This window comes from Flexivirga oryzae (assembly GCF_014190805.1).
Lineage (GTDB): Bacteria > Actinomycetota > Actinomycetes > Actinomycetales > Dermatophilaceae > Flexivirga > Flexivirga oryzae.
The window spans coordinates 1079710-1094269 of record NZ_JACHVQ010000001.1 but is presented as its reverse complement, the minus strand read 5'-3'; the positions used below and the strand labels follow the sequence as shown (position 1 = coordinate 1094269).

13 protein-coding genes are annotated in these 14560 nt (G+C 69.3%); 9 read left to right on the top strand and 4 right to left on the bottom strand.

Annotated elements, in window-relative coordinates; all coding sequences use genetic code 11:
• The first annotated feature begins 364 nt into the window (after positions 1-364).
• Complete coding sequence (locus FHU39_RS04985) at positions 365-1696, top strand: acyl-CoA dehydrogenase family protein (protein WP_183319338.1); 1332 nt, start codon at positions 365-367, stop codon at positions 1694-1696.
• A gap of 97 nt (positions 1697-1793) precedes the next feature.
• Positions 1794-3041, top strand: coding sequence for an acyl-CoA dehydrogenase family protein (locus FHU39_RS04980; protein WP_183319337.1), 1248 nt, complete (start codon positions 1794-1796; stop codon positions 3039-3041).
• A gap of 33 nt (positions 3042-3074) precedes the next feature.
• Here FHU39_RS04980 and FHU39_RS04975 read toward each other — a convergent pair whose 3' ends face one another.
• Together FHU39_RS04975 and FHU39_RS04970 are read right to left on the bottom strand one after the other, a co-directional pair.
• A complete protein-coding gene (locus FHU39_RS04975) occupies positions 3075-3218 on the bottom strand; it encodes a hypothetical protein (protein ID WP_183319336.1) in 144 nt (47 codons plus the stop codon).
• Between the two features lie 119 nt (positions 3219-3337).
• On the bottom strand, positions 3338-3694 hold the full coding sequence (locus FHU39_RS04970; RefSeq protein WP_183319335.1) for a GntR family transcriptional regulator: 357 nt from the start codon (positions 3692-3694) through the stop codon (positions 3338-3340).
• A 92-nt stretch (positions 3695-3786) separates the two neighbouring features.
• Between FHU39_RS04970 and FHU39_RS04965 the strand changes: the two genes are divergently transcribed.
• Positions 3787-5316 (top strand): glycoside hydrolase family 3 protein, encoded by a 1530-nt coding sequence (locus FHU39_RS04965; RefSeq protein WP_183319334.1) that lies wholly within the window; start codon positions 3787-3789, stop codon positions 5314-5316.
• Positions 5317-5337: 21 nt separating this feature from the next.
• Here the strand turns inward: FHU39_RS04965 and FHU39_RS04960 are convergent, their stop codons facing one another.
• Positions 5338-6729: an NAD-dependent malic enzyme gene (locus FHU39_RS04960; RefSeq protein ID WP_183319333.1), complete on the bottom strand. Its 1392-nt coding sequence runs from the start codon at positions 6727-6729 to the stop codon at positions 5338-5340.
• A 200-nt stretch (positions 6730-6929) separates the two neighbouring features.
• Here FHU39_RS04960 and FHU39_RS04955 point away from each other — a divergent pair, with 200 nt between their 5' ends.
• From FHU39_RS04955 to FHU39_RS04930, 6 genes are all read left to right on the top strand, one after another.
• Positions 6930-7706: a hydroxypyruvate isomerase family protein gene (locus FHU39_RS04955; protein ID WP_183319332.1), complete on the top strand. Its 777-nt coding sequence runs from the start codon at positions 6930-6932 to the stop codon at positions 7704-7706.
• A gap of 33 nt (positions 7707-7739) precedes the next feature.
• On the top strand, positions 7740-8660 hold the full coding sequence (locus FHU39_RS04950; RefSeq protein WP_183319331.1) for a 2-hydroxy-3-oxopropionate reductase: 921 nt from the start codon (positions 7740-7742) through the stop codon (positions 8658-8660).
• On the top strand, positions 8657-10432 hold the full coding sequence (gene gcl / locus FHU39_RS04945; RefSeq protein WP_183319330.1) for a glyoxylate carboligase: 1776 nt from the start codon (positions 8657-8659) through the stop codon (positions 10430-10432). Before FHU39_RS04950 ends, gcl begins: the two co-directional genes overlap by 4 nt.
• Positions 10433-10534: 102 nt before the next feature.
• Positions 10535-11707, top strand: a complete 1173-nt coding sequence (locus FHU39_RS04940; RefSeq protein ID WP_183319329.1) for a glycerate kinase — start codon at positions 10535-10537, stop codon at positions 11705-11707.
• Positions 11707-13176 carry an allantoinase AllB gene (gene allB, locus FHU39_RS04935; RefSeq protein ID WP_183320896.1) on the top strand — a complete coding sequence of 490 codons (1470 nt, stop codon included), beginning with the start codon at positions 11707-11709 and terminating at the stop codon, positions 13174-13176. Before FHU39_RS04940 ends, allB begins: the two co-directional genes overlap by 1 nt.
• Positions 13177-13191: 15 nt before the next feature.
• Positions 13192-14043 (top strand): fumarylacetoacetate hydrolase family protein, encoded by an 852-nt coding sequence (locus FHU39_RS04930; protein WP_183319328.1) that lies wholly within the window; start codon positions 13192-13194, stop codon positions 14041-14043.
• Here FHU39_RS04930 and FHU39_RS04925 read toward each other — a convergent pair.
• Entirely contained in the window at positions 14000-14548 is a 549-nt protein-coding gene (locus FHU39_RS04925) for a DUF4395 family protein (RefSeq protein ID WP_183319327.1), read from the bottom strand. The two genes, FHU39_RS04930 and FHU39_RS04925, sit on opposite strands and share 44 nt — an antisense overlap.
• Between the last annotated feature and the right edge of the window lie 12 nt (positions 14549-14560).

Genomic DNA, 14560 nt, shown 5'->3' with positions numbered 1-14560 from the left:
GGGCGGCATACACCTGGGCGGCACACACCACCCGAGCGGCATACTCCTGACACCTTCCGGGGCCGACCACGCCTCTTCGTCCACCCGCAACCCCGCCCCGCGCGCCGACCTTCTCTCCTGCACCCCGCATCCCCTCCAGCGACGGGCTCACAAACTCTCGACAGGCCCAGAAACTCGGCACTACATCCGCCCAGGAAGTAGCGATTAAGTGGGCCTGTCGATAGTTCCTGGGCCTCTCGGCGATCTTGAATCAGGTACCCGACACCCGATACCCGATACTCTTTGTTTCCGGTACCGTAAGTTACGGTAATAGTGCTCGCCCGACGGACACCCCGTCGGCGTCCCGATCCGACGGAAGGCAGTCATGAGCCACCCGCACGCCAAGCCGAGCCTGGCCGATCGCGGCCAGTCCTTCGGTATGCGCCTGATCACCCGGGCCGGAGGTCTCGAGGCGATGAAGAACCCTGCGCTGCGAGCCAAGGTCGAGAAGGTCCTCTACCGCGGCGCACGCCAGGGCTTCCGGGCCCAGGTCGCCGCGGGGCGGATGTTCACCGCGCGGACCGGCTCGGGCGATCCGACGCGCAGCAGGCCCGCGAGACCACGTCACGAGTTCGACCTGACGCCGACCGACGACCAGCAGATGATCCGCGAGGCCGCCCGAGAGCTGGCCGACGAGGTGCTTCGGCCCGCCGCCGCCCAGGCGGACACCGACCGGGAGGTTCCGGACCAGGTCCGCGAGCAGTCATCACAGATGGGTATGGCGCTGCTCGGCGTTCCCACCGAGCTCGGTGGCGTCGCCGAGGAGGCCTCAGCCGTCACGAGTGTCCTGGTGCTGGAAGAACTCGCGCGTGGTGACATGGGCCTCGCGGTCGCCGTCATGTCCTCTGCCGCTGTCGCGAACTGCCTCGTCAACTATGGCGATTCAGCGCAGCAGGCGACCTACCTGGCCGCCTTCACCGATGAACACGACCCCGCGACCGGTGCACTGGCCGTGATGGAACCCCAGCCGCTCTTCGACCCAGCGCAGCCGCAGACGCGCGCCCGACGTGAGGGAGCGGAGCTCGTGCTGCACGGCACCAAGTCGCTGGTTCCGGGCGCGGCCGGCGCCGACCTCTTCATCGTGTCGGCTCTGCTCGACGGGGACGCACGACTGGTGATCGTTCCGCCCTCGAGCCAGGGCGTCACCGTCTCGGACGACCCGGCGATGGGCCTGCGAGCGCCGCACACCGGCTCGGTGCACCTGGACGGTGTGCGCGTGCCGGCAACGAACCTGCTGGGCAGCGCCGCCGACCACGCCGATGCCGTCGCACGCGCCCGCCTGGCCTGGGCTGCCGCAGCGGTCGGCACCTCGCAGGCGGTGCTGGACCAGGTGACGGCATACACCAAGGAGCGCAAGGCGTTCGGGGAGCCGATCGCCCATCGGCAGGCCGTTGCGTTCACTGTCGCGAACATCGCCATCGAGCTCGACGGTCTCCGTCTGGTCGTATGGCGAGCCGCGGCCCTCCTGGACCGTGGCCTCGACGCCACCGCGCAGATCGCCCACGCCAGGTCGCTCACCGAACGGCACTGCGCCCAGATCGGATCCGAGGGTGTGCAGCTGCTCGGTGGACATGGCTTCGTGAAGGAGTTCGACAACGAACGCTGGTATCGCGACCTGCGGGGCGCGGGTCTGATGGAAGGCGTGCTGCTCGTATGAACACCCCACAAAGTTTCTCCTCCGCTCCGCTCCCCCGAATACTTTGCGGGGACCCCGTTCTCCTCCGAAAGCCTGCTCAGCTCAAAGGATTCCACCCATGATCGATCTCGAGGTTCCGAAGAAGTTCGTTCCGCTGGTACGTCAGGCGGCCGGCCTGGCGGACCAGGTCTTCCGGCCGATCAGCCGCAAGTACGACCTCGCAGAACACGAATACCCCCACGAACTCGACCTGATGTCGGCAGTCATCGACGGGCTGTCCGACTCCGGCGCGTCCCAGGGCGCCGGGGCCCGCACCACGAGTGGCGGATCCGGCGAGCCGGCCGGCGTCGGCGCCGGCTCGCGCGCGAAGCGGCGCAAGAGCGGCAACGTCAACGGTTCCAACCTGTCGTCGGTGCTGTCGATCATGCAGACCTGCCGCGGCGATGTCGGTCTGACCCTGTCCCTCCCCCGCCAGGGCCTCGGCAACGCGGCCATCGCGGCGGTCGCCACCGACGAGCAGAAGGCTCGCTACGGCAGCAAGTGGGCGGCGATGGCGATCACCGAGCCGGACACCGGGTCCGACTCGGGTGCCATCCGTACGACTGCCGTCAAGGACGGCGATCACTACGTGCTCAACGGGGAGAAGATCTTCGTCACCAGCGGGGAGCGCGCCGAGTTGGTGGTCGTCTGGGCGACGCTCGACCGGTCGCTCGGCAAGCGCGCGATCAAGTCGTTCGTCGTCCGTCGCGACAACCCAGGGTTGAGGCTGGAACGCTTGGAGCACAAGCTCGGCATCCGGGCGTCCGACACCGCCGCGTTCACCGTGGTCGACTGCCGGGTCCCCGCCGAGGACCTGCTCGGCGATCCCGAGATCCGCATCGAGGGCGGTTTCGGCGGCGCGATGCAGACCTTCGACAACACGCGCCCCCTGGTCGCCGCGATGGCGGTCGGTCTGGCGCGGGCGAGCCTGGACCTGACCACCGAACTGCTGGGGCGGGCCGGTGTCACCGCCGACCCGGGCGCACCGACCACCACTCAGTCGTACGCCGCGGCCCGGCTGCTGCAGATGGAGGCGGACTACGAGGCGGCATACCTGCTGACGCTGCGGGCAGCGTGGATGGCCGACAACGGCAGGCCCAACTCGATGCAGGCGTCAATGGCCAAGGCGAAGGCCGGGCGCACCTGCGTGGACATCGCGCTCACCTGCGTCCAGCTTTGCGGCGCAACGGGTTACGCGGAGACCGAGCTGCTGGAGAAGTGGGCTCGCGACGCCAAGATCCTGGACATCTTCGAGGGCACCCAGCAGATCCAGCTGCTCGTCGTCGCCCGCCGCCTGCTGGAGCTCAGCTCCAGGGACCTGAAGTGAGGTCCGCGTCGAGCGGCACCTCGAGCGTTGGTGTCAGCGGTTGCTCTGCCGCTGCATGGCCATGATCAGGTCGTCACGCGCGCCAGGAGTCGTGGCGTTGTTGATCGCCCGCATCAGCTCCCGCCGGCTGCGAGCGGACTCACGGTGGTTGCGGATGGTGCGGGCGAGCGAGGTCATGCTGGTGTCTCCTTGACGAGGGCTTCAGTAACGAATATTTCGTTATCGAAATTTTACGTCGCCGTGAGCCGACGCCGCCACTCGCCGAGGGGTGATGTCGCACACACCGTCGGGCTCGGTCAGAGCTTGTCCAGCGCCGCACGCACCATGCGCACCAGTTCGTCCGTGCCGAGCCCCAACCGGTGCACCCGCGCTGCGAATTCAGCCGCCGCGGTGGCGGCCAGTGCCCTGGTCGAATCGCGGCCGGCCGCCACCTGGGTCCCCGCGCGCCCCTTCGCCTCGACGACACCGGCGGTCTCCAGTTGGGTGTACGCCTTGGCCACCGTGCCCGGGGCCACGCCCAACTCGGCGGCGAGCCCGCGCACCGACGGCAGTCGCGCGCCGACCGCCAGCTCGCCTCGCTCGATCCGTGCGACGATCTGGTCGCAGATCTGTTGGTATGGCGGTACAGCCGAGTCCTCATCGATCGTCATCATCCGACCATCGAAGCGGATAATCTTCCGGGCGTGATGCTTTCCGTTCCCACCCGTCGTCGTGTCGGAGTAGATCTCGCACCGGGCACGGCCCGATGAGCGCCGCACCGGGCCACCGCACGAGTGCGGATCCGACCGTCGGCCGACTGATCCACACCGTCCTGCAACCGGGCTTCGCCGGCTCGCAGCGCCCGCCGGACTGGCTGACCGCCGCCGTCGAGCGCGGTCTCGGCGGCGTCGTCTACTTCAGCCACAACATCGGTGACGTCGCGACCACGCGCGGGCTGTCGGACCGGCTGCACGACGCCGGCGAGGTGCTCATCGCGACCGACGAGGAGGGCGGCATCGTCAGCCGGTTGGGTGCCCGCGACGGCTCCCAGCATGTCGGCGCGGCCGCGCTCGGCCGGGCCGACGACGTGGCGGCGACCCGCGAGGTCGGCGGGGCGATCGGTGCCGATCTGCGCGCCTCGGGCATCGATGTCGACCTGGCACCGGTCGTGGACGTCAACAGCAATCCGGACAACCCGGTGATCGGAGTTCGCTCGTTCGGCGCCACTGCGCCGCTGGTTGCACGTCATGCCGTTGCGTACGCCGCGGGCCTGCAGTCCGTCGGCGTTGCGGCCACCGCCAAGCACTTCCCCGGTCACGGTGACACCGCAGTGGATTCGCATGTCGGGGTGCCCCGGGTCGACGCCTCTCTGGAGGTCATGCGGGAGCGCGAACTCGCCCCGTTCGCAGCGATCGTCTCCAGCGGGGTCCGTGCGGTCATGACCGCCCACGTGATCGTCCCGGCGATCGACCCGCGGCGGCCGGCGACCATCAGCCCGACGGTGCTGTCCGTGCTGCGCCGCGACCTCGGTTTCGACGGTGTGATCATCAGCGATGCACTCGACATGGGCGCGATCCGCGACACGATCGGGCTCGGCGAGGGTTGTGTCCAGGCGCTGCTCGCCGGCGCGGACGTCCTCGGTCTGGGCAACCCCGTCCTGGGCGCCGATCGCCCGGACAAGGATCTGCGCGTCTTCACCGAGGCGTATGACGCGCTGCTGCACGCGGTGCAGGATCACCGACTGCCGGTCGACCGGCTGGAGGAAGCGGCCGAGCGCATCGACGCGCTCCGCGCCTGGCGACGCGCGCAACCGACGTCGGTTGCCGCCGGCACCAGCGCGGACCGTTCCGTTGCCCGGCGCGCGCTCGCCCGCCGCGGCGCGGTGACGCTACCGCACGGACCGTTGCAACTGCTGGACGTCCGCCGCCTGCGCAATGTCGCCGCCGGTGCGCTCCCAGCGACGACCGTGCAGGCGATCGTGGAAGCACACCCGGGTTCGACGATCACCCCGGCGTTCGCGCTGCCTGCCGCCGTCGAGGGGCATGCCGACCGGGACGACCTCATCGCACGCGACGACCTCCCGGTCGCGGACGTCATCGTGACCGGCTCACCCGGTCACGACGTCGTCGAGGACGAACAACGCCGAAAAGCGTTGGCGGCCAATCCGGATGCGCTCGTGGTCGTCCTCGGCTACGCGCGCGGTGACGAACCCCTGGACGGCGCGCGCCGGGCGATCTGGACGTTCGGGGACAGCGTGCCGACCGCCCGGGCCGTCGCGGAGCTGCTGGCCCGCTGAACCGCCCGGGGAGCACGCGCGTCAGCTGCGCTGCTGCTCCACCGTGTGCCGCACCGCCTCGGCCACCGCGGGCGCGACGTGCGAGTCGAACACACTCGGCACGATGTAGCTCGCGTTCAACTCGTCGGCCGTCACCGAGTCGGCGATGGCCCGCGCGGCCGCGACGAGCAGCTCGGTGCTGATCTGGTTGGCCGACGCATCCAGCAGACCGCGGAAGAGCCCGGGGAACGCCAGCACGTTGTTGATCTGGTTGGGGAAGTCACTGCGCCCGGTGGCCACCACCGCGGCGTGCTTGGCGGCCTCGGCCGGCGGCACCTCGGGGTCGGGGTTGGCAAGGGCGAAGACGATCGCGCCATCGGCCATCTTCGCGATGTCCTGCTCGCCCAGGATGTTCGGACCGGAGACACCGATGAAGACATCCGCGTCGGCGAGGACCTCGGACAGTGATCCGGTCAACGACCGTGGGTTGGTGTTCTCGGCGATCCACTGCCGGTGCTCGTCGTGGTAGGTCTCGCCGGAGTGGATGGCGCCGGACCGCCCGGCCGCCACGATGTCGGAAGCCCCTTGGGCGGAGAGCAGCTGGATGATCGCGTGCCCGGCGGCACCGACGCCGGAGATCACGATGCGCACGTCCTCGATCTTCTTCTCGACCACCCGCAGCGCGTTGATCAGCGCAGCGAGCACGACGATCGCGGTGCCGTGCTGATCGTCGTGGAAGACGGGTATGTCGAGCTCGTCGCGCAGTCGTCGCTCGATCTCGAAGCAGCGCGGCGCGGCGATGTCCTCCAGGTTGACCCCGCCGTAGACCGGCGCGAGCGCCTTGACGATGGAGATGATCTCCTCGGTGTCCTTGGTGTCCAGGCAGACCGGCCAGGCGTCGACGTTCGCGAACTGCTTGAACAACGCCGCCTTGCCCTCCATCACCGGCAGGGCTGCCTCCGGACCGATGTCGCCGAGACCCAGCACCGCCGTGCCGTCGGTCACCACGGCAACCGTGTTGCGCTTCACCGTCAGCCGGCGCGCGTCGTCCTTGTTCGCCGCGATCGCCAGGCAGACCCGGGCGACACCCGGCGTGTACGCACGTGACAGGTCGTCGCGCGTGCGCAACTCCACCTTGGGCTCGACCGACAGCTTCCCGCCCAGGTGCATCAGGAACGTCCGGTCGCTGACCTTGCGCACGTCGTAACCGCCTGCGGCCACGAGTGATTCGCGGATGCGAGCGGCGTGGTCCTCGTCCGCCGTGTCGCAGGTGACGTCGACGACCAGACCCTCGGGGGTCGACTCGGTGACGTCGAGCGCAGTGACCGTCGCCCCGGTTGCGGCGACCGCGGACGCCAGATCCGTCGCGGTGCGCTTGCCACGGTCGAGGCCGACGCGCAGGGTCACCGAATAGCCGGGGCTGGTGTGGGTCATGAGAACTCTCCAATCTGGCGGGCATCGGTGCCCGCCCCGCTGCAACTGCGACGAAGTATGCCGCACCGGCGGCATACCGCTGCCGATCCGGGTCGGCCCGTGGACCCCCTTGACGGGAGCCCCTCAAGCTTGGCACACTTTCGCCATACAACATTTATATTCCGCAATTCGGAATACCTACGATCGAGGGACTGACCCGGATGACCCGCTACGCCGTCAACGCTTCCATCCTGCTGACCGACCTCCCGATCCTCGAGCGTCCCGCGGCCGCGCGTGCGGCCGGTTTCGACGCGGTCGAGTTCTGGTGGCCGTGGACGACCGCGGTGCCCGAGAAGAGCGAGGTCGAGGGTTTCGTGGGCGCGATCGAGCAGGCAGGTGTGCAGCTGACCGGCCTCAACTTCTTCGCCGGCGACATGCCCGCCGGTGACCGCGGCGTCGTGAACAACCCCGGCCGGCAGGACGAGTTCCGCGCCAACGTCGAGCTCGTCGTCGACATCGCCCAGCGCCTGGGCTGCAAGCACTTCAACGCGCTCTACGGGTTGCACACCGAGGGTGCCGACGCGGCGGCCGAGTCGGGCGCCGCGCGCGAGAACCTCGCGTATGCCGCCAAGGCGGTCGCGGCATTCGGCGGCACCGTCCTGCTGGAGCCGGTGTCCGGAGCCGACCGTTACCCGCTGAAGACCGCGGCCGACGCACTGGCCGTCATCGATGCGGTCGGCGCGGACAACCTGCGGTTGCTCGCCGACTTCTACCACCTCGCCGTCAACGGTGACGACGTCGCAAAGGTCGTCGCCGAGCACGCCCACGAGTTCGGGCACATCCAGATCGCCGACGCACCGGGTCGCGGGGCACCGGGCACCGGCGATCTCCCCCTCCAGGACTGGATCAGTGCCGCCCAGCAGGGCGGTTACGACGGACCGATCGGCTTGGAGTACGTCGCCGGCGACACCGACCCCTTCGCCTGGTTGAACAGCTGAGACCCCGACCTACATCTGCAAGGAGCCAACCGCATGAGCAACACCACTTCAGTCGCCGTCATCGGCCTCGGCATCATGGGTGCGCCCATGGCCGCCAACCTGGTCAAGGCCGGTTACCAGGTCGTCGGCTACAACCGCAGCCAGGAGCCGATCAACGAGCTCGTCGCGCTCGGCGGGAAGGGCGCCGGCTCGGTCGCCGAAGCCGTCAAGGACGCCGACGTCATCATCACGATGGTCCCGGACTCCCCCGACGTCGTCGCCGTCGCACGCGGCACGGAGGACGAGCCCGGCCTCATCGCGTCCGCCAAGTCCGGGGCGACCTGGGTCGACTGCTCGACCATCCGCCCCGACGTCGCCCGGCAGGTCGCCGAGGAGGCGAAGGCCGCGGGGCTGAAGCCGCTCGACGGGCCCGTCTCCGGCGGTGAGGCCGGCGCGATCGAGGGCAACCTGTCGATCATGGTCGGTGGCGAGGCCGCCGACCTGGAGGCCGTGCGACCGGTCCTCGAGACCGTCGGCAGCACCGTGGTCCACGTCGGTCCGAACGGTTCCGGCCAGACCGTCAAGGCCGCCAACCAGCTCATCGTCGCCGGCACCATCGAGCTCGTCGCCGAGGCCCTCGTGTTCCTCGAGGCGTACGACGTGGACACCACCGCCGCCGTCGAGGTGCTGGCCGGCGGGCTCGCGGGCAACCGCATCCTCGACCGCAAGGCGGCCTCGATGATCAAGCGCGAGTTCCAGCCGGGTTTCCGGATCGACCTGCATCACAAGGACATGGGCATCGTGCTCGACTCGGCGCGGGCCGCAGGTGTCGCGATCCCGCTCGGCAGCCAGACCGCCCAGCTCGTGCAGGACCTGCGCAACCTCGGCCACGGCGGCCTCGACCACTCCGCGCTGCTGCTCCTCGTCGAGCAGCTGTCCGGACGCAGCAACAAGAACGAAGGTGATGCACGATGACCCGCATGCAGGCAGTCGACGCCGCAGTCCTGATCCTCGAGAAGGAGGGCGCGACACAGACGTTCGGCCTTCCCGGTGCTGCGATCAACCCTCTCTACGCGGCGATGCGCCGCCACGGCGGCATGCAGCACGTGCTCGCCCGGCACGTGGAGGCGGCGTCGCACATGGCCGAGGGCTACACCCGGGCCGCGGCCGGCAACATCGGCGTGTGCCTGGGCACCTCCGGCCCGGCCGGCACCGACATGATCACCGGTCTCTACTCCGCGTCCGCGGACTCGATCCCGATCCTGTGCATCACCGGCCAGGCGCCGATCGCCAAGCTCGACAAGGAAGACTTCCAGGCCGTCGACATCGCCTCCATCGCGGCACCGGTCACCAAGTGGGCCGTGACCGTCAAGGAGGCCGCCCAGGTGCCCGGAACGTTCGCGAAGGCCTTCTGGCTGATGCGCACCGGACGCCCCGGACCGGTGCTGATCGATCTGCCGATCGACGTGCAGCAGGCCGAGATCGACTTCGACATCGACACCTACGAGCCGCTGCCGGTCTCGCGACCGGCTGCCACTCAGGCACAGATCGACAAGGTCTTCGACATGCTGCTCGCCGCGGAGCGCCCGGTGATCGTCGCCGGCGGCGGCATCCTGAACGCCGATGCTCCCGACCAGCTGGTCGAGGTCGCCGAGTTGCTCGGCATACCAGTCATTCCCACGCTCATGGGTTGGGGCATCATCCCCGACGACCACCCGCTGCACGCGGGCATGGTCGGCATCCAGACGGCGCACCGCTACGGCAACGAGACCCTGCTCGCGTCCGACTTCGTGCTGGGCATCGGCAACCGCTGGGCGAACCGGCACACCGGAGCCCTCGACGTCTACCGCCAGGGCCGCAAGTTCGTGCACGTCGACATCGAGCCGACCCAGATCGGCCGCGTCTTCGCGCCCGACTACGGCGTCGTCTCCGACGCCGGCGCGTTCCTGGACGCCTTCCTGGCCGAGGCCAAGCGCCGCAAGGCCGACGGCCCCCTGCCCGACTACGACGTGTGGGCGAAGGACTGCCAGCAGCGCAAGGCGACCCTGCAGCGCAAGACGCACTTCGACGACGTGCCGATCAAGCCGCAGCGCGTCTACGAGGCGATGAACGCCGCGTTCGGCCGCGAGACCACCTACGTCTCGACCATCGGACTGTCGCAGATCGCCGGCGCCCAGCTGCTGCACGTCTTCGGTCCGCGTCGCTGGATCAACGCCGGTCAGGCCGGCCCGCTCGGCTGGACCCTGCCCGCGGCGCTCGGTGTCGCCACCGGTCAGCCCGACCGGCCGGTCGTGGCGCTCTCGGGCGACTACGACTTCCAGTTCCTCATCGAGGAATTGGCGGTCGGTGCCCAGCACAACATCGGCTACGTCCACGTGCTCGTCAACAACTCCTACCTGGGCCTGATCCGCCAGTCCCAGCGTGCCTTCGACATGGACTACTACGTGTCGCTCGCCTTCGAGAACATCAACTCCCCGGAGGTCGAGGGGTATGGCGTGGACCACCTGAAGGTGGCGGAAGGTCTGGGGTGCAAGGCGATTCGGGTGCACAACCCGGATGACCTGGAGCCGGCGCTGAAGAAGGCGAGTGCCCTGGCCCAGGAGCTGAAGGTGCCCGTCGTCGTCGAGGTGATCCTCGAGCGCGTCACCAACATCTCCATGGGCGCCAGCATCGACGCGGTGACCGAGTTCGAAGCGGTCGCCGAGAACGCCGCCGACGCTCCGACCGCGATCCTGCCGATCGGCTGAGGATCGACCCAGTCCGGCCGAACGACGGCCGGGAGCACAGTGTTGGATCGAAGATGAGGAACGAAGTCTTCGTCCCAGCCCGACCGACGATCGGAGAACGCCGTGCGCGTCGTCATCGCCCCTGACAAGTTCAAGGGTTCCCTGTCAGCCGACGGAGTCGCGCGTGCGGTCGCGGCCGGTCTCGACGGTGTCCTACCGTCCGCCATCGACCTCGTGCCGATGGCGGACGGTGGCGACGGCACCGTCGACGCCGCACTGCGCGCCGGCTTCTCCGCCGTCCACCAGGCCGTCACCGGGCCCGACGGGGCGACCGTCGAGGCAACGCTGGCGGTCGGCGACGGGACGGCGGTCGTCGAGCTGGCGACCGCGTCGGGACTCGCACTGCTGCCCCGGGACGAGCTCCTCCCGCTGACCGCGAGCAGCCGCGGCACGGGCGAGTTGATCCGGGCCGCGCTCGACGCGGGCTGTACGCGCGTCGTGCTCGGGCTGGGCGGCAGTGCCTGCACCGACGGTGGCGCCGGACTGATCTCCGCGCTGGGTGCCGAGCTCCTCGACGCGAGCGGGTCGACGCTGCCGGACGGTGGCGCCGCCCTGGCCGATCTCGACCGGATCGACCTGTCCGGCTTGGACGTTCGCCTGCGCGACACCGACGTCGTGGTCGCGCTCGATGTGGACAATCCGCTGCTGGGGAGCACGGGCGCGGCATACACCTTCGGTCCGCAGAAGGGCGCCGACCCGCAGCAGGTTGCCCAGCTGGACGCGGCGCTCGCCAACTTCGCAGCTGTCCTGGGCACCGCGCAGGGCAAGGATCTGCAACCGGTGATCGACGCCCCCGGGGCCGGTGCGGCGGGTGGCGTGGGGTTCGCCGCACTCGCTGTCCTGGACGCGACGCCCCAGACCGGCCTGGAGCTGGTCGCCGACCTGGTCGGGCTAGCCGACCGGGTGCTCGGTGCCGATCTGGTGATCACCGGGGAGGGAAGTCTCGACCAGCAGAGCCTGTCGGGCAAGACGCCGGTCGGTGTCGCCCGGATCGCCCGTGCTGCGGGCGTGCCGGCGGTCGTCGCGGTCTGTGGCGTCAGCTCACTCACCGACGCCGAGGCGCGGGCGAGCGGGATCGACGCCGTCTGGACCCTCGCCGACCTCGAGCCGGACGTGGCACGCAGCATCGCGAACGCCGCACCGCTGCTGACCCAGGTCGGCGGAAAGATAGGACAGTGGGCTCGAACCGAGCTGTCCACCACGAGCACCACCGAACTCACCACCGAGGAGGCATGATGACCGACACCGACGCCGTGCTGGCACAGGTCAACCAGCCGGAAGTTGTGCAACAGCAGATCACCGAATTCCTTGCAAAGCAAGGTGATCCGCGTACTTCGCAACCGGAGACGACGCAATCCTCCACGGCCTCAGGCGAATTCGATCTGGTGGTGCGGGCCCAGCGTGCGGTGACACCGGAGGGCGTGCGCGCCTGCGAGATCGGCATCCGCGACGGACGCATCGAGACGATCGAGGCGCTCGGGGCCGACCTGCAGGGCGCGAACGTCGTCCAGCTCGGTGACGACGAGACACTCATCCCCGGGGTGGTCGATGCGCACGTGCACGTCAACGAGCCCGGCCGGACCGACTGGGAGGGCTTCTGGACCGCCACGAAGGCCGCTGCCGCCGGTGGCGTCACGACGATCATCGACATGCCCCTCAACTCCATCCCGTCGACGGTCACGCCGCAGGCGCTGGAGTTCAAACAGCTGGTCGCGACCGGGCAGACGTTCGTGGACGTCGGCTTCTGGGGCGGAGCCGTCCCGGGCAACCAGGAGCACCTGCAGCAGCTGCAGGAGGCCGGCGTGTTCGGTTTCAAGTGCTTCCTGCTCGACTCCGGCGTCGACGAATACCCGCCGCTCACACCGGACGCGCTCCAGGACTACCTCACGACGATCGCCGGGTTCGACGGCCTAATGATCGTTCACTCCGAGGATGCCGAGTCGATCGCTGCTGCGCCGGAAGCCCACGGCAACGTCTATGCCGACTTCCTGGCCTCCCGCCCCCGCGAGGCGGAGAACCGCGCCATCGAGCAGGTCATCGAACGCGCCCGGCGGACCGGTGCGCGCACCCACATCCTGCACCTGTCGTCCGCGGAGGCGCTGCCGCTGCTGCGTGCCGCCAAGCAGGACGGGGTGGACATCACGGCCGAGACCTGCCCGCACTACCTGACCCTGCTCGCCGAGGACATCCCGAACGGCGGCACGGCGTACAAGTGCTGCCCGCCGATCCGCGAGTCGGCGAACCGCGAATTGTTGTGGGAAGCGTTGGCGGACGGGACGATCGACTACGTCGCGTCCGACCACTCCCCCTCGACCGTCGAGCTGAAAGACCTCGAGCACGGCGACTTCGGCAACGCCTGGGGTGGCATCGCGTCGGTGCAGCTGGAGCTGGCTGCCGTCTGGACGGAGGCACGTCGCCGCGGCATCGCCCTGGAGCAGGTCTCGCAGTGGTTGTCCGCCAACCCGGCAGCCCGGATCGGGTTGCAGCGCAAGGGGAAGCTCGCGACCGGGTATGACGCGGACCTGGTCGTGTTCGCGCCGGACGACGAATTCGCGGTCGACGCGAGGCAACTGCAGCACAAGAACCCTGTGTCGGCATACGACGGCAAGACGCTGGCAGGCGTGGTGCGCGGCACCTACGTGCGCGGTCAGAAGGTCGACTTCGACCAGCCACGCGGGCGACTGCTTACCCACGGCACCGACTGAAAGTAGCGAAAACTCATGCGATTGCTTCGTGTTGGCGACGTTGGCGCAGAGCGACCGGCGGCGTTCGCCCCCGACGGGTCCGTCGTCGACGTCTCGTCGGTGGTGCCGGACTACGACCACCGGACGCTCGACAGCGACTCGCTCGCTCGGGTCGCTGTGGCGGTGGCCGCGGGAGGACTACCGACCGTCGAGCTCGGCAACGTCCGGGTCGGCGCGCCGGTCGCCCGGCCCGGCAAGGTCGTCTGCATCGGCCTCAACTACCGCGACCACGCCGCGGAGACCGGAGCCGAGATCCCTGCGGAACCCATCGTGTTCATGAAGGATCCCTGGGTGGTCACCGGCCCCGACGACGACGTGCCGATCCCGCGCGGCAGCAGCAAGACGGACTACGAGGTCGAGCTGGCCGTTGTCATCGGCCGGACCGCCCGTTACCTGGAGTCAACGGAGCAGGCGGGCTCGTACATCGCCGGTTTCGCTGTTGCGAACGACGTGTCCGAACGGGAGTTCCAGCTGGAGCGAGGTGGCCAGTGGGACAAGGGCAAGAGTTGCGAGGGTTTCAACCCGCTCGGTCCCTGGCTGGTGACGCGGGATGAGTTCGACCCCTCCGACGCGCCGATCCGATTGCAGGTCAACGGTGTTGACCGACAGTCGAGCCGCACGAGCCAGCTGATCTTCGACGTGCCGACGGTGGTGCACTACTTGAGCCAGTTCATGGTGCTGCGCCCCGGGGACGTGGTCATCACCGGGACACCCGGCGGCGTCGCCATGGGTCAGCCGGACCCGAAGCCGTATCTGCGCGACGGCGATGTCGTCGAGGCGGAGATCAGCGGTCTGGGCCGGATGCGCCAGGTCTTCCGGCAGGCCTGACCACGACCGTGTCGGTTCGGGCGTTGACCTGTTGCCTGAGCCGGCTGTCGGCGCACGCTTCGCAGGTGTCCTCCGGGATCACGCCGACGCGCATCAGCTGCCCGAACACGAAGCATCCGGCACAGAATCCCAGTGCGCTCTCCAGGGTCGCGAAGACGGCAAGCACCACCAGCAGCGCGGTCGAAACTGCATGTGCGCCCGTGAGGTTGAGGATCAGCGCCGTGCCGGAGAAGGCCAGGCCGATCGCCTGAGCGAAGCGTTTCGGCGGACCGGGGACCAGCTTCGCGGCGCCGAGCCGGGGCGCCACCAGGCGCGTCGCCAGCTGACCGAGCGGGCTGAGCCGTGGCCCCGTCGCCACCCGGGCGGCGAAACCGTACGCCAGCACCAGCAGGACGACCCACCACCCGGTAACCGCCGCAAGCACGCTGAGCACGACGACGCCGGCTGCAACCGTACGCGCCGCCTTCTCGTTCACCGGATTCGGGAAGCTGAAGATCTGAGCCACCCGGTCAGCATA